At 70.7% G+C, this 26,161-nt stretch carries 22 protein-coding genes; 12 read left to right on the top strand and 10 right to left on the bottom strand.

The window, feature by feature from the left end; translation table 11 throughout:
* Positions 1-104 precede the first annotated feature (104 nt).
* From QRN44_RS04745 to QRN44_RS04755, 3 genes are all read left to right on the top strand, one after another.
* Positions 105-800 (top strand): TetR/AcrR family transcriptional regulator, encoded by a 696-nt coding sequence (locus tag QRN44_RS04745; RefSeq protein ID WP_121291557.1) that lies wholly within the window; start codon positions 105-107, stop codon positions 798-800.
* A complete protein-coding gene (locus tag QRN44_RS04750; RefSeq protein WP_064295550.1) occupies positions 790-1,446 on the top strand; it encodes an ATP-binding cassette domain-containing protein in 657 nt (218 codons plus the stop codon). Before QRN44_RS04745 ends, QRN44_RS04750 begins: the two co-directional genes overlap by 11 nt.
* A gap of 70 nt (positions 1,447-1,516) precedes the next feature.
* Positions 1,517-3,394, top strand: coding sequence for a YhgE/Pip family protein (locus tag QRN44_RS04755; protein ID WP_121291556.1), 1,878 nt, complete (start codon positions 1,517-1,519; stop codon positions 3,392-3,394).
* 428 nt (positions 3,395-3,822) lie between these two features.
* Here the strand turns inward: QRN44_RS04755 and QRN44_RS04760 are convergent, their stop codons facing one another.
* Together QRN44_RS04760 and QRN44_RS04765 are read right to left on the bottom strand one after the other, a co-directional pair.
* On the bottom strand, positions 3,823-4,143 hold the full coding sequence (locus tag QRN44_RS04760; protein ID WP_121291555.1) for a hypothetical protein: 321 nt from the start codon (positions 4,141-4,143) through the stop codon (positions 3,823-3,825).
* Positions 4,144-4,390: 247 nt separating this feature from the next.
* Entirely contained in the window at positions 4,391-5,059 is a 669-nt protein-coding gene (locus QRN44_RS04765) for a TrmH family RNA methyltransferase (RefSeq protein WP_079001339.1), read from the bottom strand.
* A gap of 107 nt (positions 5,060-5,166) precedes the next feature.
* On the opposite strand from QRN44_RS04765, the gene QRN44_RS04770 reads away from it, so the two are divergent.
* Together QRN44_RS04770 and QRN44_RS04775 are read left to right on the top strand one after the other, a co-directional pair.
* Entirely contained in the window at positions 5,167-5,961 is a 795-nt protein-coding gene (locus QRN44_RS04770) for an HAD-IIA family hydrolase (RefSeq protein WP_071262240.1), read from the top strand.
* Positions 5,962-6,023: 62 nt separating this feature from the next.
* The gene (locus tag QRN44_RS04775) at positions 6,024-7,064 is read left to right on the top strand and encodes a zinc-dependent alcohol dehydrogenase family protein (RefSeq protein WP_175116434.1); all 1,041 of its coding nucleotides are present in this window, start codon (positions 6,024-6,026) and stop codon (positions 7,062-7,064) included.
* A gap of 24 nt (positions 7,065-7,088) precedes the next feature.
* On the opposite strand, the gene QRN44_RS04780 is transcribed toward QRN44_RS04775, so the two are convergent.
* The 3 genes from QRN44_RS04780 to QRN44_RS04790 form a co-directional block, all read right to left on the bottom strand.
* Complete coding sequence (locus QRN44_RS04780) at positions 7,089-10,748, bottom strand: hypothetical protein (protein WP_285038414.1); 3,660 nt, start codon at positions 10,746-10,748, stop codon at positions 7,089-7,091.
* On the bottom strand, positions 10,748-11,296 hold the full coding sequence (gene pyrE / locus QRN44_RS04785; RefSeq protein WP_175116436.1) for an orotate phosphoribosyltransferase: 549 nt from the start codon (positions 11,294-11,296) through the stop codon (positions 10,748-10,750). Before pyrE ends, QRN44_RS04780 begins: the two co-directional genes overlap by 1 nt.
* A 161-nt stretch (positions 11,297-11,457) precedes the next feature.
* A complete protein-coding gene (locus QRN44_RS04790; protein WP_121291551.1) occupies positions 11,458-13,014 on the bottom strand; it encodes an amino acid permease in 1,557 nt (518 codons plus the stop codon).
* Positions 13,015-13,252: 238 nt separating this feature from the next.
* Between QRN44_RS04790 and QRN44_RS04795 the strand changes: the two genes are divergently transcribed.
* The 5 genes from QRN44_RS04795 to QRN44_RS04815 all read left to right on the top strand — a co-directional run bounded on the left by QRN44_RS04795 (position 13,253) and on the right by QRN44_RS04815 (position 18,524).
* Positions 13,253-14,620 carry a glutamine synthetase family protein gene (locus QRN44_RS04795; protein WP_121291550.1) on the top strand — a complete coding sequence of 456 codons (1,368 nt, stop codon included), beginning with the start codon at positions 13,253-13,255 and terminating at the stop codon, positions 14,618-14,620.
* Positions 14,607-15,443: a gamma-glutamyl-gamma-aminobutyrate hydrolase family protein gene (locus QRN44_RS04800; RefSeq protein WP_121291549.1), complete on the top strand. Its 837-nt coding sequence runs from the start codon at positions 14,607-14,609 to the stop codon at positions 15,441-15,443. The genes QRN44_RS04795 and QRN44_RS04800 overlap by 14 nt, the downstream gene beginning before the upstream one ends.
* Positions 15,440-16,795 (top strand): aldehyde dehydrogenase family protein, encoded by a 1,356-nt coding sequence (locus tag QRN44_RS04805; protein ID WP_285038415.1) that lies wholly within the window; start codon positions 15,440-15,442, stop codon positions 16,793-16,795. The genes QRN44_RS04800 and QRN44_RS04805 overlap by 4 nt, the downstream gene beginning before the upstream one ends.
* A gap of 122 nt (positions 16,796-16,917) precedes the next feature.
* A complete protein-coding gene (locus QRN44_RS04810; protein WP_285038416.1) occupies positions 16,918-17,706 on the top strand; it encodes a 3-oxoacyl-ACP reductase in 789 nt (262 codons plus the stop codon).
* 53 nt (positions 17,707-17,759) lie between these two features.
* On the top strand, positions 17,760-18,524 hold the full coding sequence (locus QRN44_RS04815) for a FadR/GntR family transcriptional regulator (RefSeq protein ID WP_175116441.1): 765 nt from the start codon (positions 17,760-17,762) through the stop codon (positions 18,522-18,524).
* Between the two features lie 90 nt (positions 18,525-18,614).
* On the opposite strand, the gene QRN44_RS04820 is transcribed toward QRN44_RS04815, so the two are convergent.
* A complete protein-coding gene (locus QRN44_RS04820; protein ID WP_255376692.1) occupies positions 18,615-18,737 on the bottom strand; it encodes a hypothetical protein in 123 nt (40 codons plus the stop codon).
* 71 nt (positions 18,738-18,808) lie between these two features.
* On the opposite strand from QRN44_RS04820, the gene QRN44_RS04825 reads away from it, so the two are divergent.
* The gene (locus QRN44_RS04825) at positions 18,809-19,759 is read left to right on the top strand and encodes a LysR family transcriptional regulator (protein ID WP_285038417.1); all 951 of its coding nucleotides are present in this window, start codon (positions 18,809-18,811) and stop codon (positions 19,757-19,759) included.
* A gap of 90 nt (positions 19,760-19,849) precedes the next feature.
* Here QRN44_RS04825 and QRN44_RS04830 read toward each other — a convergent pair whose 3' ends face one another.
* On the bottom strand, positions 19,850-20,548 hold the full coding sequence (locus tag QRN44_RS04830) for a DedA family protein (RefSeq protein WP_175116442.1): 699 nt from the start codon (positions 20,546-20,548) through the stop codon (positions 19,850-19,852).
* Positions 20,549-20,719: 171 nt separating this feature from the next.
* On the opposite strand from QRN44_RS04830, the gene QRN44_RS04835 reads away from it, so the two are divergent.
* Complete coding sequence (locus QRN44_RS04835) at positions 20,720-21,595, top strand: exodeoxyribonuclease III (protein WP_079001329.1); 876 nt, start codon at positions 20,720-20,722, stop codon at positions 21,593-21,595.
* 26 nt (positions 21,596-21,621) lie between these two features.
* Here the strand turns inward: QRN44_RS04835 and QRN44_RS04840 are convergent, their stop codons facing one another.
* The 3 genes from QRN44_RS04840 to QRN44_RS04850 form a co-directional block, all read right to left on the bottom strand.
* Positions 21,622-23,202 carry a DUF4832 domain-containing protein gene (locus QRN44_RS04840; protein WP_285038418.1) on the bottom strand — a complete coding sequence of 527 codons (1,581 nt, stop codon included), beginning with the start codon at positions 23,200-23,202 and terminating at the stop codon, positions 21,622-21,624.
* Positions 23,203-23,363: 161 nt separating this feature from the next.
* Entirely contained in the window at positions 23,364-24,956 is a 1,593-nt protein-coding gene (locus QRN44_RS04845; RefSeq protein WP_502928593.1) for an amino acid permease, read from the bottom strand.
* A 160-nt stretch (positions 24,957-25,116) separates the two neighbouring features.
* Positions 25,117-26,037, bottom strand: a complete 921-nt coding sequence (locus QRN44_RS04850; protein ID WP_285038419.1) for an AEC family transporter — start codon at positions 26,035-26,037, stop codon at positions 25,117-25,119.
* Positions 26,038-26,161 lie beyond the last annotated feature (124 nt).

Below are 26,161 nucleotides of genomic sequence, written 5' to 3' on the forward strand. Positions count from 1 at the left end.
CCGGAGCCCGGCGTGGGAGGAAGCTGTCAGCCCTCGCTGAGAGCTCGCCGCATCCTCCGACATCGATATTGCACACAGCTGTGCAAGATAGTACGATCGCTGGCATGACCACCACCCAAGCGCCTGCGAGCGGGTCGCGCGCCCCTCGTCGCGACGCCGCCGAGAACCGCCTCGCGCTGCTCGAAGCCGCCCGCCTGGCGCTCCGCAGCGACCCCGACGCCAGCCTCGAGACCATCGCGGCGGCCGCCGGCCTCACCCGCCGTTCGGTGTACGGACACTTCGCCACGCGCGACGAGCTCGTGAACGCCGTCGTCGTGGCTGGGGCCGAGCGCGTCGCCGCGTCGATCACGGCCGTCCGAGGCGAGGACCCGCTCACCACCATCGCGCTCATCGGTGACGTCCTCTGGGCCCAGGTGGACCACGTCCGCATCATGGCGCCGCTCGCCGTCCGCGGACCGCTCCGGGCCGTCACGGCGGCAGCCCTCGAACCCGTTCGGACCCTCCTCCTCCGCACCGTCGAGGCCGGTGTCGCGGACGGTTCCATCCGCCCCGACATCGACGCCGGCGTCCTCGCCCGACTCGTCGAGAGCACGGCCGTCGGGGTGCTCGAAGAGGCGACCCGGTCCGGCCTCTCGACGAGCGCCGGCCGCCGCCTCGTCATGCTCGCCACCCTCGGGGCTGTCGGTCTGTCGTGGCAGGACGCCACGGCGGTCGCCGACCGCGCCGACACCGGACACGCAGACACCCACCGGCACACCGCCGGCACCGCCACGAACGAGGAGTCCTCCCATGCGCGTTGAACTCGACGGCGTCTCCAAGGGCAAGGGCGGCATCGTCCTCGAGCCGACCTCCCTCTCCTTCCGGACGGGCGAGGCGACCTTCGCCCGCGCCGAGACCGAGCAGCGGCCGACCGTCCTCGGCCTCATCGCCTCCGGCCGGATGAAGCCCGACACCGGGACCGTCCTCGTCGACGGAGCGACCGACCGCAAGACGATGCGCCGCGTGATCGCCCTCATCGACGCGCCCGACGTCTCCGAACCGGCCAGCGGCGTCGCGGTCTCCGGCGTCGTCGCCGAGGAGCTCATGTTCGCCGGCCGGGCGAGCCACCCCTTCGCCGTCGCGCGGTTCCTCGAGTCGCTCGACCTCGCACACCTCGCGAAGCAGCCGATCTCGACCGTCGCGCCGACCGACCGCGTGCGGCTCCTCACCGAGCTAGCGGTCCTCCGGGAGGACGTCACCGCACTCGTCCTCGTCTCCCCCGACCGCCACGGCGGCGACCCGCTCGAGTGGTGGAACCTCGCCCGCAAGCTCGCCGCCCGCGGTTACGGCGTCCTCGTGATCGCCGGCGACGCTTCGGCGACAGCCATCAACGCCACCGCGGACGCCCCGGTGTCCGAGAACGCCACGGACGAACTCGTCCCCCTCTTCCAGCAGGACTGGTCGTGACGCACACCGTGCACCACCACCGTCCAGCCACCACCTCATCCCGCACCACCCGTCCCCAGAAGGACCTCCTGTGAAGATCTTCGCGATGATCCGCGCCGAACTGTCCCGCCTGTGGGCCACGCCCATGTCGCGACTCGCCCTCGTCGCCCTCATGTGCGTCCCGCTGCTTTACGGCGGCCTGTACCTCTGGGCGAACCAGGACCCGTACGCCAAGCTCGACCAGGTGCCCGTCGCCCTCGTCGTCGAGGACACCGGTGCGCCGGCGACCGACGACACCACCGGCGATGCGACCGGCGAGACGGAGAACTACGGCGACGACATCGCCGACCAGCTCATCGAGGACGGCTCGTTCGCCTGGCACGAGGTCAGCGCGGCCGACGCCGCCCGGGGCGTGAACGACGGGACCTTCGACTTCAGCGTCACGATCCCCGCCGACTTCTCGACCTCGCTCACCTCCGCGTCGGGCGACGCCCCGCAGCAGGCGACGGTGCAGCTCACGACCAACGACGCCAACAGCTATCTGGCGACGACGATCGGCGAGCAGGCCGTCAAGCAGATCAAGGCGACCATCGTGCAGACGGTCAACCGTCAGGCCGCCGGCCGGTTCCTCATCGCTCTCGACACGATCAAGACGAAGCTCGTCGACGCCACCTCGGGCGCCACGCAACTGGCCGACGGCGCACAGCAGGCCTTCGACGGCGCCGGGACCGCCCAGGCGGGCGCGGCGACCCTCGCGTCCGGCACGGCCCAGATCGCCGCGGGGACGGCCAGTCTGCCCTCGCAGACCGATCAACTGGCCTCGGGTGCCGAGCAGGTGGCGTCCGGGACGTCGACGCTCGCCGGCAAGGGTGACGAGGTCGGAGCAGCCGCCCAGCGACTCGTCGACTCGATCCCCACGGCCCGCGCCCAGATCTCACAGACGCTCGCGGAGAACGGCTTCACCCCCGAGCAGATCGCCCAGGTGCTGGCGCTCCTCGATCCGGTGGCAGCCGACGCCACGACGGCGAACGAGCGCGTCCAGACCGTCGTCTCGCAGGTCGACCAGCTCAACAGCGGCGCCCAGCAGGTCGCCGGAGGCGCGCGGACGCTGAGTGACGCGATGCCAGCGCTCGCCTCGGGGACGCAGCAGGCCGCCGACGGTGCGGCGTCGCTGCAGACCGGCCTCGCGACCCTGCAGACGGGCCTCGGCACCCTCCGTGACGGCATCGTCACCCTCCGCGACGGTCTGCAGTCCGGCGCGGACGCCATCCCCGCGACCACCGCGGACTCCCGCGAACTCCAGGCCAAGACGATCGCCGACCCGGTCAAGCTGACCAACTCCTCGGTGACGAGCGCGGGCACCTACGGAGCGGGACTCGCGCCGTTCTTCGTCAGCCTCGCCGCCTGGATCGGCATCTACGCGCTCTTCCTCATCGTCAAGCCGGTCTCGCGGCGGGCGATCACGGCGCTCCACAGCCCCATCAAGGTGACCGTCGCCGGCTGGCTCACGCCCGGCCTCCTCGGCACGATCCAGATGGTCGCGCTGTTCGGGATCCTCGCCGGCGCCCTGCACTTCGAGGTCCACAACCCGCTCGCGACCTACGGGATGATGGCGCTCGCGTCCCTCACCTTCGCGGCGATCATCCTGACGCTCAACGTGTGGTTCGGCAGCGTCGGGCAGTTCCTCGGCCTCGTGCTCATGGTCGCCCAGCTCGTCACGGCCGGAGGCACGTTCCCGTGGCAGACACTCCCGGCGCCGCTGGCCGCACTGCACCACGTGCTCCCGATGTCCTACGCCGTCGACGGCATGCGCCAGTTGATGTACGGGGGACGGATGGACGCCGCCCTGCAGGACGCCGGGGTCCTGCTGGCCTGGCTGGCGATCGCACTGAGCCTCTCGGCGATCGGCGTGACGCGGATGACGCACGCCAGGACGCTCCGCGACCTCCGGCCGAGCCTCATCGGCTAGGCAGCCATCGAGCGCGCAGGAGCCCGCAGGAGCGTCGTCCTCGGGTCGGACGACGCTCCGGCGCGTGTGGTCGGCCTGCTGCGTGCGACGCCCATTCGGGTCGGGCATCGTTCGACGTCGGCGTCTGAGCGCCGCGTCGATCCGGGTTCGGGTCCGCCCGACAGCGTTGCACTCCCTTGAGTGATCGACCGGAGGCGCGATCATGACGCGGAACGCGGCAGATTCTCGGAACGGTCGTCGAGCCACCGGAAGGACCGGCGTTCGTCCGGGGCGAAGACCCCGCCGACACATCCCGGAAACACCGGAGGCCGCCGGGAGTGGGGGGACTCCCGGCGGCCACCGGTGCGACGGAACGGGCGCGTTCCGTCTGGAGCAGCTGAGCGTCGTGGTTCGGGCCACGGCGATCAGCTGCGGGTGCAGCGCGCTGCTCAGCGGGAGAGCAGCGACGCCTCCTCACGCTGTTCGGCGAGCATCCGACGACGCGTCGCGAAGGCGGCTCCGGCCCCCCAGATGAGGAGCGAGGCGAACAACGCACCGGCCGGAGCGATGAGCTCGCTCGAGCCGGTCTGCGTCGCACTGATCGAGCTCGACGCCTCGTCGACCCGGGCCTCGGCCTGAGCCGGCGCGGCGACACCGACGATGAGGGCGACCGCGAGGGCGGCGGGGACGGCGAGCGCGGCGACGCCACGGACCTTGGACGGGTGGGTTCCTCGTTCGGGCGAGACTCCCAGGGCAGAGCGGTGCTTCATCTTCGATTCATCCTTCGGGTGACCGCCGATTCGCACCGCACGGATTCGGGTCCGTGCGGTGGCCCTCGGTGGCTTCGGGTGCCGGAGGGATTCGGGTTCAGCGGTGGAGTGTTGCTCCGCTAGACAGTATGCCGGGGGGTGTCGGCACTTTGGGGGACCTCGGGGGCAATTGAGGCAATCTTGAGGTGTTCCTGAGGTACGGACACGGGTGCCGTTCGAAACCACCCGCGGACGGGGGCCAACCCGATCAGGACGCGTCGAAGGAGACGTGTTGCATGACCCAGGCGTGCATCGCGACGGCTGCCGCCGCGGAGGCGTTGATCGATCTCGTCGACCCGAACTGGGTGATCTCGAGCACCGCGTCGGCAGCGGCGAGCGCCTCCGGTGAGAGCCCAGGCCCCTCCTGTCCGAAGAGCAGGAGGCACCGCTCGGGAAGGCGGAACGTCTCGATCGGGACCGACCCCGGCACGTTGTCGATCGCGATGATCGGCAGCTCGGCCGCCGACGCCCAGGCGACGAGCGCCGCGACGTCGACGTGGTGCTCGACGTGCTGGTAGCGATCGGTCACCATGGCTCCGCGCTTGTTCCACCGACGGCGGCCGACGATGTGGACGGTGTCGGCCGCGAACGCGTTGGCGGTGCGCACGATCGACCCGATGTTCATGTCGTGCTGCCAGTTCTCGATGGCGACGTGGAACGGATGGCGGTGGTCGTCGATGTCGGCGACGATGGCCTCCATCGACCAGTAGCGGTAGCGGTCGACGACGTTCCGGGTGTCGCCCTCGCGCAGCAGCTCGGGGTCGTACCAGGGGTCGTCCGGCCACTCCCCCTGCCATGGACCGACGCCGGCCGTCGGGCTCTCGGCCTGATCGGGGCCGGCGACCGGGTCGTCCGGGTGGAGCGGGGTCTCTGGCACCAGCCAACCCTACCCGCGCCGTGCCACACTGGAGGTCCGGGCCCGACGCCGCGCCACCCCCGCGGCGCAGCGCTCGCGCAGCCCGCACGGAGCACCTGGAGGAACGCATGTCACGACGCGACGAGGTCGAATGCTGGCTCACCGACATGGACGGCGTGCTGGTCCATGAGAACCACGCCCTCCCGGGTGCCGCCGCGCTTCTGCAGCAGTGGCAGGACCAGCGGACGCCCTTCCTGGTGCTCACCAACAACTCGATCTTCACCCCGCGCGACCTGAGCGCCCGGCTGCGCGCCTCTGGGCTCGACGTGCCCGAGGAGTTCATCTGGACCTCCGCGCTCGCGACGGCCGCCTTCCTGGCCGAGCAGGAGCCGGGCGGCTCGGCGTTCGTCATCGGGGAGGCCGGGATCACCACGGCCATCCACGAGGCCGGCTTCACCATGACGGAGACGAACCCCGACTACGTGGTCGTCGGCGAGACCCGCAACTACTCGTTCGAGGCCATCACCAAGGCGATCCGCCTCATCGCCGGCGGCGCGCGCTTCATCGTGACGAACCCGGACGCGACCGGACCGAGCAAGGACGGTCCGCTTCCGGCGACCGGTGCCATCGCGGCGCTCATCACGAAGGCCACCGGCATGGAGCCCTACGTCGTCGGAAAGCCGAACCCGATGATGTTCCGATCGGCGCTCAACAAGATCGGCGCGCACTCGGAGAACACCGGCATGATCGGCGACCGCATGGACACCGACATCGTCGCGGGCATCGAGGCCGGTCTCCACACGATCCTCGTGCTCACGGGCATCAGTGACGAGGCCGAGATCAACCGCTACCCGTTCCGTCCGAACGAGATCCTGAGCGGCGTCATCGACCTCGTGACGGAGCCCGTCGAGGTCGAGATCTAGGCCGTTCGGCCACCATCATCCCCACCGTTCCGTTCCCGCCCCGCCACGCACCGAGGACTTCCATGCGCGCCGTCGTCTACGACCAGTTCACCGCCGAGCCCGAGGTCCGCGACGTGCCGGATCCGGTGCCGTCCGACGCCGGCGTCGTCGTGCGCGTGGAGACCACGGGTCTCTGCCGGAGCGATGCGCACGGCTGGCTCGGGCACGACGACGGCATCGCCCTCCCCCACGTGCCCGGCCACGAACTCGTCGGGCGTATCCATGCGGTCGGCCCCGCCGTCGAGCGGTTCCGCGTGGGTGACCGCGTCACGGTGCCCTTCGTGTGCGCGTGCGGACGCTGCGCCCAGTGCCTCGCCGGGAACGGGCAGGTCTGCCCGAACCAGACGCAGCCGGGCTTCACCCACTGGGGTTCCTACGCCGAGCTCGTCGCCCTGCACGACGCCGACGTGAACCTCATCCCGGTGCCGGAGTCCCTCGACGCCGGTGCCGCCGCCCTCCTCGGGTGCCGGTTCGCGACGGCCTTCCGCGGGCTCGTCCACCGCGCCGGGCTCCGCAGCGGGGAGCGCCTGCTCGTCGTCGGCTGCGGCGGCGTGGGGCTGAGCGCCGCCATGATCGGCGTCGCGCTCGGTGCCGAGGTCATCGCCGTCGACATCGACGCCTCGGCCCTGGCGCGCGCGGCGTCGATCGGCGTCACGCACACGATCGACTCGAGCGGTCTCGACGAGGCCGCCGTCCTCGCGCGCATCGCCGAAGCCGCACCGGCGGGCGTGCAGGTGTCGGTCGAAGCCCTCGGGCGTGAGTCCACGATGCGCCTCAGCCTCCTGGCGCTGGCACCGATGGGCCGTCAGGTGCAGATCGGCCTGTTCTCGAGCGAACCGACCCTCCCGCTGCCGCGCATCATCTCGCAGGAGCTGTCACTGCACGGCAGCCACGGCATGCCGGCGTCCGACTACTCGGAGCTGCTCGAGCTCGTCTCGAGCGGTGCGCTGCGTCCGCAGGATCTCATCGAACACCGCATCGGTCTCGACGAGGCGCCGGCGGCACTCGTCGCCCTGGCATCCGGAGACCGCTCGACGGGTGTGACCGTCATCGACGTCGCCTGACCCGCGACGACGTCGGGTGCGTCGTCAAAGGGTGTCCGGGGCTCCGGCCGTCGACCATCCTGCGGACACGCTCGGCATCGTGGCGTCCGCAGCCGCACCGGCCGCGTTCGCGGCACCGACGAGCGTTCCGAAGTAGAACGCGAGCAGGAGCAGGACCGCGGCCCCCAGGCCGACGACCGCCCAGAGCAGCGCCTTCGGGATGCCCTGATCCGCGTGTTCTCCGCGGTATTCGGGGAGATCGCGGTCCGGCGCGGACTGCGTGGCCTGCGGTGGCAAGGTGGCGCCGACGATACCCGCAGCCGCGGCCGGGGTCGTGAGCGCGCTCGCGCCGTCGAGTTCCGGGAACGCGACCGTCTCGCCCGGGAGCGCGGCCGGCGCCGTCTGCGGCACGTTCGCGATCGGCCCCTGCGAGGGGACTGCCGCGGCGTGTGCGCCGAAGACGGACACCGAGGCGGGGGTCACCGGTGTGGGCGCGGTGTCCGAGGCGACATCCGGCTCGGCCGCCTGGGAGGTGTGTGGAGCGCTGTCGTCGTCTCCGGCGGCGTGGGCGCCGTTCCGCCGGGACCCGCCGGTGTCGTCGTCGGGATCCGTGCCGCCGACATCGGTGCCGTCGGCGGCGACGAGGCCCGGGACGGGGGCGAGCGGGAGATCGGGGTCGGCGATCGCGTCGGCCTGGAGCGACCAGCCGCCCTCGGCGGCGAAGGCGTCGGCGAGCGACCGTGCTGAGGCCGCCTCCGCCGTGGCGGTGGTGGTGGCGTCGGGCTGATCGGACGGATCGGCAGGGGCGACCGTGGCGGAGTCCTCGGCCTGCTCGGTGTCGGCGAGCGGCGTGGCAGCCGGCTCACCGTCGGTCGCGGCGCCTTCGACCGAGGCGACCTGGACCGCATCCGTCTCCGGTCCGAGGTCGAACAGCGACTCGAGCCGCAGCTCCTCGCTGACCGGCTCGGGCTCGCCGACCGGCTCAGGGTCGATCGAGTCCTGGTCAGCGACCGCGGGATCCGACGCGGCGGCACCCGTGGTGGGATCGGTCGCACCGTCGGCGACGGCCCCGTCCGGCACGAACGACGGAAGCGGTGTGACGCCCGCCGCAGCGAGTGGGACGGCGTCGAACTCGACGATCTCCTCGTCGAACTCGTCGTCGAGCTCCTCCGGGTCGACGGCGAACGCCGGGGTCTCGGAAGCTGGGGTCCCGATGACCGGGGTCGGTGCCGTCTCGGGAGCGGAATCGGCGGCGCGGTCGGCCGAGGTCTCCGTGACGACGGTGTCGTCGTCCGAGCCGAGGCCGGAAGCGGCACCGGCAGCGGTTGCGGCCCCTGCGGCGGCGAGGCCACCGGCCGCCACGGCTGCGTCGAACCCACCGAGCGACAGCGTCGGGAAGAGGTCGACCGTGTCGTTCGCGGCGGGGACGATCGGTGCGGCGTCCGGCGCGGAGCCGTCGGTCTCGGTCGCGTCGTCGGTCCAGCTGGCGAACTCGTCACCGGGTCCGTCGACGAGCGGGCGACCGAGCGTGACGGCGGCGAGGCCCGGAGCGAAGGGTTGGACGTCGCCGGCGATGAACGCGGCATCGGGCACCTCGCCCTCGAGCGCGAGTTCCGACGGGGACTCCGCACTCACGGCTGACGACTCGGCGCCCTCCCACTCCACCGGCGGGACCGGGATGGGCTGGGTCGTGGGAGCCGCGTGCACGAGCGGGTCGAGGGCGTCGTTCGGAGCGAGGTCCCACACGAACGGTGCGGTGCCGAAGGGGCTGACCGTGGGCTCGGGTTGCACGCCGTCGAGGGAGATGAGCTCCGTGATGGAACGCTCGGCCTTCGGGGTCGGCGGGCCGAAGGCCGGGGGGACGTCGGCGGTGTCGGTCGCGTCGTCGTCGGCCGGCGCATCGTCACGGCCGGACTCGGCATCGGGGTCGGGTGTCGGCGCCGGAGGAACGGCTGCTGCTGCGGCTGCGGCACCCGCGAGGGCCGAGAAGCCCGGGCCGCCGAGGCTGTCGAACGGCCGCGTCTCATCGAGCGGTTCGGCGTCGACGTCGGGGACCGTCTCGGGCCACGGGACCTCGGCGGGCGAGGTCGGCTCCGCAGCGCTCGCGGGCGACGCCGCTGCGACCGTGTCCCAGCGGAACGGTGCCGCGGGGGTGATCGGCTCGGAGGCGACGACGCCGTCGGACGCGGGCTCGGGATCCGAATCGGCGGTCGGCTGGACCGACTCGCTCGAGGACGGGGACGTCGCCTCCTCGGTGATGGTGCCGACGACGGACTCGTCTGCGGTGTCGAGCGGCTGGGGCGCTTCGTCGACCGGTTCCACCTGAGACGGCTGCTCCTCCGGTGCCGCGGGCGCGGCGCCGAACGTCTCACCGAACGGTTCCGTCAACCAGGCCAGCGGATCCGTCCGCGGTGTTGCGGACTCGGCAGGCGCCGGCTCGGCTGTCCAGACGTCGTCGGTAGCTGGCTCGTCGGCAGCCGGTTCATCGGCCGTGGCCTCGTCGGGGCGTGCGGCGAGGGGCGTCGAAGCGTCGATCGTCGTGTCACGGACCTCGACGGTCTCTCCGCCGAGGACGTCGTCGCCGAACGTCTCGGAAAGGCTCCAGGAGCCCTCCGGCAGATCGTCGTCCTGCACCTCGGCGTCGGGTGTCGACGCGGAGCCGGACGGCACATCGCGGTCCGCGGCGGTGGGCGACGGCGTCACCGGCGGGGCGGCGGGCGGCAGCGGTGCGGCGGGAGTGCCATCGTCGGGCGACGAGGTGGCGGTGGTCGCGCCGATCTCCTCGGCCTCGACCGCGGCCCAGGCCGCCGGGTCGTCGGCCGCGAGCGCTCGGGCCGTGGGCAGGACGGCCGTCGAGACGTCCTCGGGGGCTGCTGGGTCGGCGTCGATGTCGTCGCTGCCGCCGAGGCTCCAGGGCTCGTCGGCGACGGGTGGCAGGACGACCGGGTTCGTCGGCGCGGGCCGGAAGGTGCCGGCGGGCGCGTGCTGGAGGACGGAGTCGGTGTCGACCGTCAGCTCGTTGCGAGCGGGCGGCACCGGCGATGCCGGGGCAGGGGTCGGCGGGACGACCGGGAGCTCGAGGGCGTTCGGGTGGCGCAGACCCTCCGACCGGACGGGAGCTTCCTCGGGCATCGGGTCGGCCGGGGCTGCAGGCGTGGCGGGTGCGGCGGGCTCCGCGCTGGGTGCATCCGGCGCCGGCGGTGCGGAGGCCGGTGTCGCGTCGTCGGCCGGGTTCGGCACCTGGTTCTGCCACCAGGCGAGGAGTTCGGCCTCGCTCGCGAATTCACCGGGAGCAGTGGCCGAGGCGGCGGGGTTCGGCTCGGCGGCAGCGGTCGTCTGCTCGACGGGAGCGGGCAGCGGTTCGACCGGAGCAGGCGTCGGTTCAGCGTGCGTCTGAGCCGCCGGCGCATCCGGCACGGAGGGCGCGGACCACTGGGGCTCGGCCGGGACCGGCGCAGCCACCGACGAAGCAGCGGCGGCCTGGGCATCGGTGTCGCCGACGACCGGCAGGACTCGCGTCCGATCGTCGTCAGCGGGCGCCGGAGCGACGCCTGCCGAGGGGTGCTCGTCGACCGCGTCGGTGTCGGGCTGCGTCTCGATCGCCTCCGTGTCGTCGGCGTCGAGCTGCGAGAGCAGCCAATCGGTTCCGTCCGCGGGTTCCTCCGGCAGCCCGGCCCCGCCGCGTCCGGTTCCGTCGCCGGACATCAGACGAGTCCCAGGTCTTCCAGGCCGATCGCGGCCAGGTACTGGTAGCCCGCGGCCTCGATGATCTCGCGGGCGCCGGTCGCGCGGTCGACGACGACGGCGACGGCTACCACCTCGGCTCCGACCTTCTCGAGTGCTTCGGCCGCCTTGAGCGGTGATCCACCGGTGGTCGAGGTGTCCTCGAGCACGATCACGCGCTTGCCCTGGAGGTCGGGGCCCTCGACCTGCTTGCCGCGGCCGTGGTCCTTCGGCTCCTTGCGGACGACGAAGGCGTCGTAGGTGAGTCCGCGCGCGGCACCCTGGTGCAGGATCGCGGCGGCGACGGGGTCGGCACCCATGGTGAGGCCACCGACCGCGAAGACGTCGGGGACGTCGGCGATGAGGTCGATCATGACCTGCCCGATGAGGGGCGCGACGCGGTGGTCGAGGCTCACCTTGCGGAGGTCGACGTAGTACGTCGCTTTCTTGCCGCTCGTCAGGGTGAAGTCACCGTGGAACACGGCTTCCGCCGAGATGTGGTCAATGAGCTGAGCTCGTGCGTCCGTCACGTCGGAGAGTCTACAAGCTGTGACCCCCATCGCCGCAGTCGCCCGGATGGGGGCGGTCCGCGTCCCCGACGCGCGAGAGCCCCGGCGTGTCGGTACGACTCGCCGGGGCTCCGGGACGCCACGCCGCCGCCGTCCCGCATCGGGGCGGCTGCGTCCGGGGGTCAACGCGCCGTGCCGGAGCCCGGGTCCTCAGGACGGTCGGCTGCGAGCAGCTCCGCCTCGGTCGCGCCGCCGTAGCCCTCGGTCTCCGGGTCGCCGTGCAGGCCGCCCGAGACCGCGTACTCCTCCTCCGGTGACATGACGAGCCGGTGGCGACCCCAGAGGGCGAAGGCGACCAGCATGACGACGTAGACGACGACGATCGCGATGATCGCCGGGAGGAACGTCGGGTTGAGCAGGAAGCCCACGAAGATGAGCGCGGCGATGACGGCCGCGATGACCGCCCCCGGGACACCCCACGGGCTCAGGTAGGGCCGCTTGGCGTTCGGGAACTTCCTCCGCAGCAGCAGGAACGCGATCATCTGCATGAGGTACGCGAGCACCGCGCCCCAGACCGCGATGTTCAGCACGATCGCCCCGGCGACGCCGCCCGATCCGCCGGCCGCGTCGACGATGAGCAACGCGACGAACCCGATGATCGCCCCGGCCACGAGGGCCACCCACGGCGTCTGCCGCTTGCCGGTGAGGGAGAGGAACCGCGGGTAGTACCCGGCGCGGGACAGCGAGTACATGTTGCGACCGTAGGCGAACATGATGCCCTGCAGCGAGGCGAGGAGCCCGATGAGGGCGAAGAGCGCGAGGACCGCCGCCGCGCCGTCACCGACGATCGCCCGGAAGCCGTCGAGCAAGGGCTCCCCTGCCGTCCCGGTCGCCTCGGCACCGATGACGCCGGTGTTGAGGAAGAGGACGAGGAGGCCGGTCACGATGAGCGTGCCACGAGCCCAGAACCCGGCCTTCGGGATGTCGCGCACCGGGTTGTGGGACTCCTCCGCCGCGAGCGGCAGCTCCTCGATGCCGAGGAAGAACCACATCGCGAAGGGCAGCGCGAACAGGATCGGGAGGACGCCGTGCGGCAGGAACTCGGTCTGGCCCGCGTCGGGGACGATGTCGAACAGGTTGGCCCAGGCGAACTGGCCGGAGAAGATCGCCATCGCGGAGAAGACGAGCAGGATGCCGATGGAGATGATCGAGACGACGATCGCGAAGCGGAAGGAGATGCTCGCACCGGCGGAGTTCAGCGCGATGAACGCGACGTACAGGATCGCCCACCACACGGGCGACGGCATGGAGAACCCGAGCAGCTCGCTCGTGATGGCGTCGGCGTAGGAGGCCGAGAAGTACACGATCACGGCCGTGGTCGCGACGTACTCGATGGTCTCCGCGAGTCCGGTCACGAACCCGCCCAGCGGTCCCATCGCCGCTCTCGCGAAGGAGTAGGCCCCACCGGTGTGCGGCATCGCCGCGGCCATCTCCCCGATCGAGAAGATCATCCCGTAGTACATCGCGACGAGGATGACGAAGGCGATGAGCATGCCGCCGAACCCGGCGAAGTCGATGCCGAAGTTCCAGCCGGAGAAGTCGCCGGAGATGACCGCGGCGACCGCGAGGCCCCAGAGGCCCCACACCCCGGCCGACCGCTTCAGGCTGCGTTTCTCGAAGTACCCCTCGCCGGCCGCGGTGTAGGTCACCCCGGAGATCTTGCGCGTGTCGTCAGCCATCGATGCGTCCTGTCGCTCGGGTTGCGCGCTCGTCGGGCTCGCACAACGTCCTCAGATTCGGTTGGCCCGACTCTAGGGCCCGCAATGGTCGCGTGTACATACCTTTGTGAGGAAATCCCTCTCGCAAATGCATCGATCCGCTGGAGGCGTTGTGATGTAATGGTCGGGTTCGCGACCTTTCAGTTCTCCATCGAGGTAGAACGCCGACGACGGGTCCCCCGATCAACGAGGAGCTGCCATGCACCCACGCTCAGGAAACCTGACGCTCGAGGAGCTCACGACGGCCGTCGCCGCGCGCGAGATCGACACCGTGATCCTCGCGTTCACCGATATGCAGGGCCGACTCGTCGGCAAGCGCGTCTCGGCACGCCTCTTCGTCGAGGACGTCGCCGAGCACGGGGCGGAGTGTTGCAACTACCTGCTCGCGGTCGACGTCGAGATGAACACGGTCGACGGCTACGCGATGTCGAGTTGGGAACGCGGCTACGGCGACATGGCGATGATCCCCGACTTCTCGACCCTCCGCCGCGCGCCCTGGCTGCCGGGCACGGCCCTCGTCACCGCCGACCTCCAGTGGCTCGACGACGCCCCGGTGGTCGCTTCACCCCGTCAGATCCTCATCGCCCAGCTCGAACGGCTCGCGGAACGCGGCCTCGTCCCGTTCGTCGGCACGGAGCTCGAGTTCCTCGTCTTCGACGACACCTTCCGGGAGGCCTGGGCGAAGGACTACACGAAGCTGACCCCCGCCACCGACTACAACATCGACTACGCGATCCTCGCCTCGACCCGCATGGAGCCGTTGCTGCGCGACATCCGCAACGCCATGGACGGCGCCGGCATGTACTGCGAGGGCGTGAAGGGCGAATGCAACCTCGGGCAGCAGGAGATCGCGTTCCGCTACGACCACGCCCTCGTCACCTGCGACAACCACTCGATCTACAAGAACGGGGCGAAGGAGATCGCCGACGCCCACGGCAAGAGCCTCACGTTCATGGCGAAGTTCGACGAGCGCGAAGGCAACAGCTGCCACATCCACATCAGCCTCCGCGGCGAAGACGGTTCGGCCGTGTTCGCGGACCCCGACGCGCCCGACGGCATGTCGAAGCTCTTCCGGCACTTCCTGGCCGGGCAGCTCGCCGCGATGCGCGAGCTGACGATGTTCTTCGCGCCGAACATCAACTCCTACAAGCGCTACGTCGACGGCAGCTTCGCCCCGACGTCCGTCGCCTGGGGACACGACAACCGCACCTGCTCGCTCCGGGTCGTCGGCCGGGGGCTCGGCATGCGCGTCGAGAACCGGGTGCCGGGTGGCGACGTGAACCAGTACCTCGCCGTCGCCGCCCTCATCGCCGCCGGACTGCACGGCATCGAGAACGAACTGGAACTGGAGGACCCGACCAGCGGCAACGCCTACACGGGCGGTGCGCCCCGCGTCCCGACCTCGCTCCGGGAGGCGGCCGAGCTCTTCTCGCGGTCGACGATCGCCCGCGAGGCCTTCGGTGACGAGGTCGTCGACCACTACCTGAACTTCGCGAAGGTGGAACTCGCCGCCTTCGACGCCGCGGTGACGGACTGGGAGCGGGTGCGCGGCTTTGAACGCCTCTGACCCGGACGTCCCGGCGACCGACCCGCCCGTCTCGAGCGCTCCGCTCATCGGTGTCACGACCTACCTTGAACAGGCCCAGACCGGGGTGTGGGACGTCCCGGCGTCCTTCCTGCCGAAGGTGTACCTCGACGCCGTGACGGATGCGGGCGGGATCGCGGTCCTCCTTCCACCCCAGCCGGTCACCCGAGCGGTGGCCGCCTCCGTGCTCGCCCGCCTCGACGGCCTCATCGTCTCGGGTGGCGCCGACGTCGACCCCGGCCTGTACGGGCAGGCCGCCCACCCACGCACCGGTCGGCCGCGGACGGATCGGGACGCCTGGGAGGAGGCGCTGCTCACGGCGGCGATCGACGCCGAGCTGCCGTTCCTCGGCATCTGTCGTGGCGCACAACTGTTGAACGTCGCGCTCGGCGGGACGCTGATCCAACACCTCCCCGACCTCGTCGGCGACGACTCCTTCCAGCCCGGCGAGGGAGTCTTCGGGCCGAAGACCGTCGCGATCGACGCCGACTCACGGCTGGCCGCGCTGCTCCGGCAGGACGACGACGAGCTCGACGTGCACGTCTACCACCACCAGTCGATCGACCGCGTCGCCGACGGACTCGTCGTCACCGCCCGCACCGAGGAGGGCGTCATCGAGGCGGTCGAACTGCCGACGGTCCCCTTCGGTCTCGCCGTGCAGTGGCACCCCGAGGAGGAGACGGCCGACCGGCGCCTCTTCGCCGGGCTCGTGGACGCCGCGCGTCGACACCGCGACGCCGGGACCACCGCAGGACTCAGCACCAGCACCACACCCGGCACCGAGAGCAGGAGCACCACACCGTGAGCTACACGATCCTGAATCCGGCGAACGAGCACGTCGTCACGACGGTCGAGCACCTCGACCTCGCCGAGACGGACGCCGCCATCGCCCGCGCCGCTATCGCCCAGCGGTCCTGGGCGGCCGTCAGCCCCGCCGACCGCGCCCAGGCGCTCCGCCGGTTCGCCGCATCGGTCGACGCCGACCGCGAGCACCTCGCCAGCCTCGAGGTCGTCAACTCCGGCCACCCCATCACCCAGGCGCGGTGGGAGGCCGGTCACGTCCGCGACGTGCTCGAGTACTACTCGGCGTCACCCGAACGGCTCTTCGGTCAGCAGATCCCCGTCGCCGGCGGCATCGACCTCACCTTCCACGAACCGCTCGGCGTCGTCGGCATCATCACCCCGTGGAACTTCCCGATGACGATCGCGGCCTGGGGCTTCGCGCCGGCGCTCGCGGCAGGGAACGCAGTGGTCCTGAAGCCCGCGGAATGGACGCCCCTGACGAGCATCCGCCTCGGTGAACTCGCCCTCGAGTCCGGCCTGCCCGAGGGCCTGTTCCAGGTGTTGCCGGGCCGCGGATCGGTCGTCGGCGAGCGCTTCGTCACGAACGAGACCGTCCGGAAGGTCGTCTTCACCGGGTCGACCGCCGTCGGCAAGCGCATCATGGCCGGCGCGGCGGAACAGGTGAAGCGCGTCACCCTCGAACTCGGCGGCAAGAGCGCCAACATCGTGTTCGCGGACGCCGACCTCGAACGCGCGGCCGCCGCCGCCCCCTACGGCGTCTTCGAGAACGCGGGCCAGGACTGCTGCGCCCGGAGCCGGATCCTCGTCCAACGGAGCGTCTACGAGCGGTTCATGGAGCTGCTGGAGCCGGCCGTGCAGGGTGTGGTCGTCGGCGATCCGAACGACGAGGCAACCGAGATGGGACCGCTCGTCTCCGCTCCACACCTGGCCGCCGTGCGCTCGTACGTGCCCGAGGGTGCGCCGGTCGCCTTCACCGGGAGCGCCCCGGACGGCCCGGGGTACTGGTTCGCGCCGACCGTCCTGACGCCCGGCCGCGACGACCGCACCGTCCGGGAGGAGATCTTCGGTCCCGTCGTCGCCGTCCTGCCCTTCGAGGACGAGGCCGACGCTCTCACCCTCGCGAACGACACGGAGTACGGCCTCTCCGGCTCGATCTGGACCCGCGACGTCGGTCGCGCGATACGGGCCGCTCGAGCGGTGGAGTCGGGCAACCTGTCCGTCAACTCCCACTCCTCCGTCCGCTACTCCACCCCCTTCGGCGGGTTCAAGCAGTCGGGTCTCGGGCGCGAGCTCGGTCCCGACGCCCCGCTCGCCTTCACGGAGACGAAGAACGTCTTCCTCGCCGTCGACTGAACGACCCGCACCACCCGGCCCCTGAGCACCATCCCCGGTCCCTGAGCACCATCCCCGGTCCCTGAGCACCATCCCCGGTCCCTGAGCCTGTCGAAGGGCGGGGCAGAGAGAAAGAGCACCATATGACCATCACCCCCATCGACCTCACCCAGCGGCTCGCCGGGAAGGTCGCCGTGATCACCGGCGGCGCGAGCGGCATCGGCCTCGCCACGGCGAAGCGCTTCGCCGCGGAGGGCGCGACCGTCGTCATCGGCGACCTCGACCCGACGACCGGCCAGGCGGCGGCCGAGCTCGTCGGTGGGCTCTTCGTCCAGGTGGACGTGACCGACCAGGCGCAGGTCGACCACCTGTTCGACACGGCGGCCGAGACCTACGGCTCGGTCGACATCGCCTTCAACAACGCCGGCATCTCCCCGCCCGACGACGACTCGATCGAGACGACCGAACTCCCGGCCTGGGAGCGCGTGCAGGACGTGAACCTCAAGTCGGTCTACCTGTGCTCGCGCGCCGCCATCCGTCACATGCTGCGGCAGGGGAAGGGCTCGATCATCAACACGGCGTCGTTCGTCGCCGTCCTCGGTTCGGCCACCTCGCAGATCTCGTACACGGCGTCCAAGGGCGGAGTGCTCGCGATGAGCCGCGAGCTCGGCGTGCAGTTCGCCCGGCAGGGCATCCGCGTCAACGCCCTGTGTCCCGGTCCCGTCAACACCGCGCTGCTGCAGGAGCTCTTCGCGAAGGACCCGGTGCGCGCGCAGCGGCGACTCGTGCACATCCCGCTCGGACGATTCGCCGAGCCCGAGGAGTTGGCCGCGTCCGTCGCCTTCCTCGCGAGCGACGACTCCTCCTTCATCACCGGGTCGACGTTCCTCGTCGACGGCGGCATCTCCTCCGCCTACGTGACGCCGGAATGAGCTGACGACATGCCCGGGCGGGGGACGCGACCCCGGGGAAATAGACTGATCCGATGAGCGAGACGCGGAAGGGCGACGAGGCGACCGAGGTGCTCAGCGCCGAGCTCCTCCTGCGTCCGGGCCGCGCCGGGAACGCGTTCGAGGAGACCGTCCAGCGGCTCCTGCAGTCCATCCGTCTCGGGCTCATCGAGCCGGGCGGTCGTCTGCCGGCCGAGCGCGAACTCGCGACGATGCAGGGGGTCAGCCGAGACACCGTGCGGGATGCGATCGCCGCGCTCACCGAGGCCGGTTACCTGACCTCGCGGCGAGGACGCTACGGCGGGACGTTCGTCATGGACGAGCTGCCCGACGACGAGGCGATCACCGGGTCCCACTCCCCCGAGGCCGGCCGGGTCTCGATCTCGGCGGCGGAGATCGAGGACACGCTCACGCTCCGCAGCATCCTCGAGGTCGGTGCTGCGCGCGAGGCGGCGCAGTGCAAGCTGTCCGGCGCCGACCGCGAACGCCTGTGGCAGGCGCTCGGAGACTGCCGGGATGCGGCGCCCGCCGACTACCGCCGCCACGACTCCCGTCTCCACCTGCTCATCGCGGAGCTCGTGGGAGCGCCCAGCCTGCTGCCGCTCGTCGCCGAGTCGCGCATGCGGGTCAACGAACTCCTCAACGGCATCCCGCTGCTGGCGGTGAACATCGCCCACTCCGACGAGCAGCACGAGCGCATCGTCAAGGCGATCCTGCGCGGTCACCCCGAGGAGGCGGCGCAGGCGATGGCCGAGCACGTCGCCGGCTCCGAGGCGCTCCTGCGAGGCTTCCTCGCCTGAGCGCCTGTCGCGGCGCGGACATGGAACGACCTCCCGGCGACGAGTCGCGAGGAGGTCGGATGCGCCGGTCGTGCCGGCGGGTGCGAGGTCCTAGAAGGACTTCGGGTAGGTGCGGGCCGGAATGGCACGGTAGCCGTCGCGCTTGACGACGACGACCGATCCGACGGCCGCACTCGCAGCGAGGAGGGCGATGATGCCGAGATAGATGGTCATGGTTCTATGAAACGCCCGATCGGGATGAAGGACAAGCGAACAATACTGACGCTATTCGGTAGCATTTCTACATGGATGTCCGCCGACTCGACCTGCTGCGGGAACTGGCCGAGCGCGGTTCCGTGCACGCCGTCGCCGAGGCCACACATCGCACCCCGTCCGCGGTCTCCCAACAGCTGAAGGTCCTCGAGCGCGAGGCGGGCCTGCCGCTCACCGAACGGCGTGGTCGCGGCCTCGTCCTCACCGACGCCGGCCGGGCACTCGCGGCCAGCGCCACGGACGTCGCCGTCGCGATCGAGCGGGCGACGAGCGTGTGGGACGAGTACCGCAACCGTCCGATCGGCACCGTCACGGTCGCGACCTTCCCCACCTTCGGGCAGATGGTCGTCCCCGCCGTGCTCCGCAGCCTCGAGGCGGTACCCGGCCTGCGGGTCGTCGTGAGCGACCGCGACCCCGACCTCGAGGACTTCCCCGATCTGGCGGCCGACTTCGACATCGTCATCGCGCAGGCGATCAGCGGCGAGCGCAACTGGGTCCGTCGCGGTCTCCGCATCACGCAGCTGCTCTCCGAGCCGCTCGACGTCGTGCTGCCGGTCGGGCATCGCTTGAGCGGCCAGACCGTCCTGACCCCGGCGGACCTCGCGGACGAGTCCTGGATCGGCGTGCCGGTCGGCTATCCGCTCGACCGCCTGCTCCGCAGCATCGAGGCCGAATCGGGCGGCGAGCTCCGAGTGGTGCAGCGGGTGAGCGACAACCGCATCGCGGAGGCGATGGTCGCGGCGGGCCTCGGCATCGGGCTCCTCCCGCGGTACACGGCGAGCGGCCCGGAGCGCGGCATCGTCCTCCGTCCGCTCGCGGGGCTCGACGCGACCCGTCGGATCGTCGCACTGTCGCGTCCCGACCGCGCCGAACGCCTGGCGGTGCGGACGGTCCTCGACGCGATCCGCGCGGAGGCGCAGTCGGTCGCCGCTTCGCACACGGCGCAGGAACCCGAGGAACTCACCACGCCCCGCTGGGTGTGAGCTGGACCGTTCTCAGGAGTCCGTCGGTGCGCCGGTGGCGGCGACCGCGGACACACCGCTCGAGTCCTGAGAACGGTCCCGGCGCGACGGTCAGCCCTCGGCCCGACCGACGCCGCTGCGCTCCCGGCGGTACCGCTGCACGCCGCGCCAGACCGCGACGCCGACGGCGATCACGACGCCCGCGATGACCACCTTCTGAAGGATGCCCGCGTACTCCTCGACGATGTGCCACTGCTCGCCCAGGAAGAAGCCGGCGAGGACGAAGATGGTGTTCCAGATCGCACTGCCCGCGAAGGTGAGCAGGGTGAACCGCAGGACCGGCATCCGTTCCACGCCGGCGGGGACGGAGATGAGACTCCTGAAGATCGGCAGCATCCGACCGAAGAACACCGCCTTCGAGCCGTGCTTCTGGAACCAGGCCTCCACGCGGTCGACGTCCTCGACGTGCACGAGCGGTACGCGCTCGGCGAGCCGTCGCATCCGGTCGCGTCCGAGCACCGCCCCGATCGCGTAGAGGGCCAGCGCACCGATCACGGAACCGGCCGTCGTCCAGACGAGGACCTCGACGAGACCGAGCTTGCCCTGACTGGCGGCGAATCCGGCGAGCGGCAGGATGATCTCGCTCGGCAAAGGCGGGAAGAGGTTCTCGAGGGCGATGGCGAGCCCGGCTCCCGGACCGCCCAACGTCTCCATGAGGTCGACCGCCCAGTCGGCGACCCCTCCGAGGGCGCTGTCCCCTCCGGTCGAGGCGGCGGACAGGCTGGACGTGGCGGCGGTGGACGTCGTCATACCCTCGACGCTACGCGACACCCGCTCGCCATCCCTGGGAACCTCCGCTCAATCCCCCACCCGTCGGTTCCACCGAACCGGCCCGTTCTCAGGACCGCTCCGGCGTGGCGAGCCTCACCCGGCGCGACACGCCGGAGGTCTCCTGAGAACGGAAACCGATAGCGTTGGGGCATGCGCATCGCCACCTGGAACGTCAACTCGATCCGTACCCGCGTCGGCCGCGTGGTCGACTGGCTCGTCCGTGAGGACGTCGACGTCCTCGCCATGCAGGAGCTCAAGTGCAAGCCCGAGCAGTTCCCGATGGAGGCCTTCACGAAGGCCGGCTACCAGGTGGAGCTCCACGGTCTCAGCCAGTGGAACGGCGTCGGCATCGCCAGCCGCCTTCCGATGGAGGACGTGCAGATCGGCTTCCCCGACATGCCGGGCTTCGGCAAGCCGCCGGCGAGCCTCGCGCTCGACGGTCCCGGATTCGACGCCGACGGCCTGCCGCTCGAAGCACGAGCCATCGGCGCGACGGTCGACGGCGTCCGCCTCTGGAGCCTGTACGTCCCGAACGGCCGCGCGGTCGGCGACCCGCACTACGACTACAAGCTCCGCTGGCTCGCCGCGCTCGAGGCCGACACCCGCTCCTGGCTCGCCGAGAACCCCGAACTGCCGCTCGCGCTGATGGGCGACTGGAACGTCGCCCCGCTCGACTCCGACGTCGGCGACCCGAGCTTCGGCCCTGGCTCGACCCACATCTCCGCGCCGGAGCGCGCCGCCCTCGCCGCCTTCGTCGACGCGGGACTGCAGGACACCGTCCGCCCGTTCGTCCCCGAGGGCTACACCTTCTGGGACTACAAGCAGCTCCGGTTCCCCCGCAACGAGGGCCTCCGCATCGACTTCATCTACGGCTCGCAGGCCTTCGCGGACCACGTCGTCGAGGCGTCGATCCACCGCAACGAGCGCAAGGGCGACAGTCCGAGCGACCACGTTCCCGTGGTCGTCGACCTCGACTTCACCCTGTCGGACGAAGAGGACGACGACTCACCGATGATCTTCGGCTGAGCCGTCGCCCCTGCACCCGAGTCCGGTCAGGCGTTCCGACGCCGGCGGGCGAGCAGGAGCGCGAGGGCTCCGAGCGCCACCACGCCACCGCCGAGGACCGCGGGAGCGATAGACGAGACGCCCGTGTCGGGCAGCCTGGCCGCAGCACCGGCCACCGGTTCGGCCATGACGACGCCGTCAGCGCCGACGCTCACCTGACGCTGCAGGCTGTTCACACCGGTCTCCGCGTCCCAGGTGCCGACGTTCGCCGTCTGGACGGCGTAGAGCGGATTCGTCGCGACCGACTCGTGCGTGGCGGGCAGCGACAGCGCGGTGTCGTAACGACCGGCCGGGACGTCGGCGAGTGACGCCTGGAGCGTGACGGTCTCCCCCGCGCCCCAGGTGCGGGCGTCCGAACCGAACGGGACGCGCACCGTGCGCTCGGCGTTCGACAGGACCAGGTAGGCGGGCCGGCTGTTGTACGGAGCCGCCCAACCGTCGTTCCGGACTGTGAGCGCGAGCGTGCCGTCCACGACCGAGCTCTCGGTCATCACGAAGCGGTAGCCGAGTCGCTTCGCGGTGGTGTCGAGGTTCTCCTGACCCCAGGACTGCAGGACGTCCTGCAGGTAGTCCCGGTTGAGGTAGCTGAAGTTGTAGCGTTCCATCTCGGCCGAGGCCGTCGCCCACTCCGACCGCGGCGGGTTCACGTTGCAGGTCTCACCGCCCACCGGCACCCAGTCGCCCTCCTGTGCGAGGTAGTCCTGATCGAGCGAGATCGGGTCGGACAGGTACGTGCCCCAGTCGTCGGGAGCCGCGAGGAAGCAGTCGTTGTGGTGGCCGATGCGCGAGATGGCGCTGCCGTCCCAGGCCTGCGCCTCGGTGATGGCCCCGGCGGTCCCGGTCGGCACCCCGAGGATGTTCTGCTTCATGTTCATGGTCCGCACCTGGATGGAGCGGTCGGCGGGAACCGCCTCGAGGAGTGCCTCGACGACCGCACGTCGCTTCGCCCAGTCCTCCTCCGTGAGTACCCCGGGGTTCGCCGGGTCGGCGGCGAAGTGGTCCGTGTAGTACCCCTCACCCCAGAGGCCGACGAACCCGGCCTGCACGACGGAGATGACGTCGGCGTTGTCCTGGAAGATCGGCGTGAGCTGCTCGATGTGGGTGAGCACGATGTCGAGCGGCGCGTCGCCGTAGGGCGGCGTGTAGGGCCAGTCACCGCCCGCGAGGTACGCGAAGCGCGGGATGATCGAGATGCCGGCGGTGCGAGCCGCGTCGAAGTCCGCCTGGACGAGCGCGAGCCAGGCGGGGTCGAGGGTCGGCTCGGCCACGAACCGTTCCAGGTAGAAGACGCGGACGAGCTCGGTGATGCCCTCCTCGCGGTAGGCCGCCAGGGTCGCCACGTCGAGCGGCGTGTACCCCGACCCACTCGCGGTCCCCTCGGGGTAGTAATGGGTGTTGTTGGTGTGGTCGAAGCCGCGCTCGGGATTCGCGATGATCGCATCGCTCGGCTCGTAGGCGACCGTGTCGGCCGGGGTCGGGGCAGGTGCCTGCGCCGCGGCGCTCAGCGGGGTGGCGACGACGATGCCGCACGCGGCGAGCACGGCGACGAGACGGAGACGACGGTTCACGGGAACTCCAACGGGGTCCGGTGGTGCACGGAAGAGGTTGCCCACATCCTGCTGAACTGACACCCGAGGTGCAAGGGAATGCTCGAAACCGGGTCGAAGTGATCACTATCGCTTAGCGATTCACCTCGGAACGCTGATCAGGTCGCCGCCCCCGCTCCCGCCTAGGACTTCGGTGCGCCCCCGCGCTTCCGCTTGCTCGCATCGATGGCGGGACGCTCCGCGACCACCGGCCAGGTGCCCGTGTGCCCCTCCCGTGCGGCCGCCGCGGCGAGGATGCGCGGCTTCGCCGCGAACCATCCGACGATGAGCAGCGGGATGAGGACGATGAGCGAGGCGAGGACCCAGCGGCCCGTCTCGGAGAAGCCCATGGTCACGAGGACGAACAGGAGGAACGCGAGCGTCAGATACGACGTGAACGGTGCCCCGAACAGGCGGAACGACGGCCGCTCGACCTTGCCCTGCTTCGCCCAGCGCTGCAGCTGGATCTGGCAGAGGATGATCGTCGCCCACCCGCCGATGATGCCGATGGCCGAGATCTCGAGCACGAGCTCGAACGCCTTCGACGGGTAGAGCGCGTTCAGCAGGACGCCGAGCAGGGTGAGCACTGCCGTGAGCAGGATCCCACCGAAAGGGACGCCGTTCTTACTCATCTTGCCGGTGAAAGCGGGAGCCGAACCGTTGACGGCCATCGACCGGAGGATGCGGCCCGTCGAGTACAGACCGGCGTTGAGGCTCGACAGCGCTGCCGTCAAGACCACGAAGTTCATCACCGACGCCGAGATCGCCCCGGCCTGCTCCGACCCGATGTGCGAGAAGAAGGTGACGAACGGACTCTCGCCGGCCTCGTAGGCCGTGTACGGCAGCAGGAGCGACAGCAGCAGCACCGAGCCGACGTAGAAGATCGCGATACGGAAGATGACCGTGTTGACGGCCTTCGGCATGATCTTCTTCGGCTCCGCCGTCTCACCGGCAGCCGTACCCACGAGCTCGATGGCCGCGTAAGCGAAGACCACCCCGGAGATCGCGATCATCGGTGCGAACGCCCCGACCGGGAACAGGCCACCGTTGTCGCCGATGACCGAGAACCCGACCGCACCGATGTCGGTCCGGCCACCGAAGACGATGAAGCAGACGCCGACGATGAGGAAGATCACGAGCGCGGACACTTTGATCAGCGCGAACCAGAATTCCATCTCCCCGAAGAGCTTGACGGAGACGAGGTTGAGCGCGAGCACGACCACCAGGGCACCGAGCGCGAAGACCCACTGCGGGAAGTCCTCGAGCTCCTTCCAACCGAACAGCTTGCCGAAGGTCTTGATGTAGAGCGCTGCCGCGGTGACGTCGACGATCGAGGTCATCGCCCAGTTGAGGAAGTACAACCACCCCGCGCCGAACGCCATCTTCTCGCCGTAGAACTCACGCGCGTAGGAGATGAACGAGCCCGACGAGGGGCGATGCAGCACCAGCTCGCCGAGGGCGCGGAGGATGAGGAAGGCGAAGAACCCGCACAGCGCGTACACGAGGATGAGGGCCGGCCCGGAGCTGTTCAGCCGCCCGCCCGCGCCGAGGAAGAGCCCGGTGCCGATCGCCCCGCCGATCGCGATCATCTGGATCTGTCGGGGCTTGAGGGTCTTGTGGTACCCCTGTTCCTCGCCCGAGAAGTCCTGCACGGCGAGCATCTCGTCGCCGACGGTCTCGCGGGACGCCGCCCAGTCTCCGGAGCGTTCGTGTCGTGGGGTCGTGCCTTCGGTCATGTCGTCCCATCGGGTCGGGTCCGACGGCGCTCCGCCGGGCTGGACGGTGGTATATCTCAGTCCTGCCCGCCCAAGAGTAGTCGTGAACGTTCGGCTTTTCCGGCCATCACTGTCCATGCTTCGGAGGACAGCGGCACGGCGGACCGACCGGTTCCGAACGTCAGGCGAGCAGCGCGGCGACGACGACCAGGACCGGCACGGAGAGGATGGTCGTCAGCAGGACGGTGTCGCGGGCGAGCGCGACACCCTGCTCGTACCGGCTCGCGAAGTTGTAGACGTTCTGGGCCGCCGGAAGGGCTGCGAGGACGACGGAGGCGAACAGCGGCGTCCCGCTCAGCCCGAAACCGAAGTGGGCGATGAGGTAGGCGAACACCGGCATCAGGATCGACTTGATCGCCGTCGCCACGAAGATCTCGCGACGCCCGCTCCCGGCCTGCAACGGTCGCATGCCGTGCAGCGACATCCCGAAGGCCATGAGGATGAGCGGCACGGCGGCGCCCCCGAGGAGCTCGAACGGGGCCATGACGGGCTCGGGCAGCCGGACGCCGAAGAGGTTGAGCACGACGCCGACGATCGACGCGACGATCATCGGGTTGCGGAACGGCTGCGTCACGATGCCGACGAACGACACGGTGCCGCGCTGTCTGGCGTCGAGGATGGTGAGGGCGATCGGAGCGAAGACGAGGAGCTGCAGCAGGATGACCGGCGCGACGTAGCCGGCCTCGCCGAGGACGTAGACGGCGACCGGGATGCCGATGTTGTTGGCGTTGACGTAACCCGAGCCGAGTGCGCCGATCGTCGCGACGGAGAGGTCCTTGCGCAGCCACACGGCGTTCAGCAGCACGAAGAGTGCAGCGGCCGACAGGGCACTCGCGAGGGCGACCCAGATGAAACTGCTGAACACCTCGTGCAGGTCGGCCGTGGCGAGCACGGTGAACAGCAGCGCCGGGTTGGTGACGAAGAACGCCACCCGGTTGAGCACATGCCCGGTCGTCGGGCCCCCGACCTCGAGACGCCCGGCGAGGTAGCCGACGAGGATGACGGTGCCGATGATCGCGAACCCCGTCAGCACTCCACCCATGCCGTCCAGCCTAGGTGCAGCCCGTCCACCGGCCCGGTCGAGCCGACGGTTGTGGAGCGGGCGGCCGGCGTGGAGAATCTGGGGAGGAGAGCCGGGCACCACCATCGCCCCGCGATCCGCTCCC

The organism is Plantibacter sp. lyk4-40-MEA-4, assembly GCF_030209415.1.
Classification (GTDB): domain Bacteria; phylum Actinomycetota; class Actinomycetes; order Actinomycetales; family Microbacteriaceae; genus Plantibacter; species Plantibacter flavus_A.

What these genes read in the sequence shown, in the direction of transcription:
- QRN44_RS04845 (WP_502928593.1), bottom strand. Translation starts at nt 24,956, where the DNA reads ATGACCGAAGGCACGACCCCACGACACGAACGCTCCGGAGACTGGGCG.
- QRN44_RS04810 (WP_285038416.1), top strand. Translation starts at nt 16,918, where the DNA reads ATGACCATCACCCCCATCGACCTCACCCAGCGGCTCGCCGGGAAGGTC.
- QRN44_RS04790 (WP_121291551.1), bottom strand. Translation starts at nt 13,014, where the DNA reads ATGGCTGACGACACGCGCAAGATCTCCGGGGTGACCTACACCGCGGCC.
- QRN44_RS04745 (WP_121291557.1), top strand. Translation starts at nt 105, where the DNA reads ATGACCACCACCCAAGCGCCTGCGAGCGGGTCGCGCGCCCCTCGTCGC.
- QRN44_RS04815 (WP_175116441.1), top strand. Translation starts at nt 17,760, where the DNA reads ATGAGCGAGACGCGGAAGGGCGACGAGGCGACCGAGGTGCTCAGCGCC.
- QRN44_RS04825 (WP_285038417.1), top strand. Translation starts at nt 18,809, where the DNA reads ATGGATGTCCGCCGACTCGACCTGCTGCGGGAACTGGCCGAGCGCGGT.
- QRN44_RS04795 (WP_121291550.1), top strand. Translation starts at nt 13,253, where the DNA reads ATGCACCCACGCTCAGGAAACCTGACGCTCGAGGAGCTCACGACGGCC.
- QRN44_RS04775 (WP_175116434.1), top strand. Translation starts at nt 6,024, where the DNA reads ATGCGCGCCGTCGTCTACGACCAGTTCACCGCCGAGCCCGAGGTCCGC.
- QRN44_RS04830 (WP_175116442.1), bottom strand. Translation starts at nt 20,548, where the DNA reads ATGACGACGTCCACCGCCGCCACGTCCAGCCTGTCCGCCGCCTCGACC.
- QRN44_RS04770 (WP_071262240.1), top strand. Translation starts at nt 5,167, where the DNA reads ATGTCACGACGCGACGAGGTCGAATGCTGGCTCACCGACATGGACGGC.
- QRN44_RS04750 (WP_064295550.1), top strand. Translation starts at nt 790, where the DNA reads ATGCGCGTTGAACTCGACGGCGTCTCCAAGGGCAAGGGCGGCATCGTC.
- QRN44_RS04820 (WP_255376692.1), bottom strand. Translation starts at nt 18,737, where the DNA reads ATGACCATCTATCTCGGCATCATCGCCCTCCTCGCTGCGAGTGCGGCC.
- QRN44_RS04850 (WP_285038419.1), bottom strand. Translation starts at nt 26,037, where the DNA reads ATGGGTGGAGTGCTGACGGGGTTCGCGATCATCGGCACCGTCATCCTC.
- QRN44_RS04835 (WP_079001329.1), top strand. Translation starts at nt 20,720, where the DNA reads ATGCGCATCGCCACCTGGAACGTCAACTCGATCCGTACCCGCGTCGGC.
- QRN44_RS04780 (WP_285038414.1), bottom strand. Translation starts at nt 10,748, where the DNA reads ATGTCCGGCGACGGAACCGGACGCGGCGGGGCCGGGCTGCCGGAGGAA.
- QRN44_RS04760 (WP_121291555.1), bottom strand. Translation starts at nt 4,143, where the DNA reads ATGAAGCACCGCTCTGCCCTGGGAGTCTCGCCCGAACGAGGAACCCAC.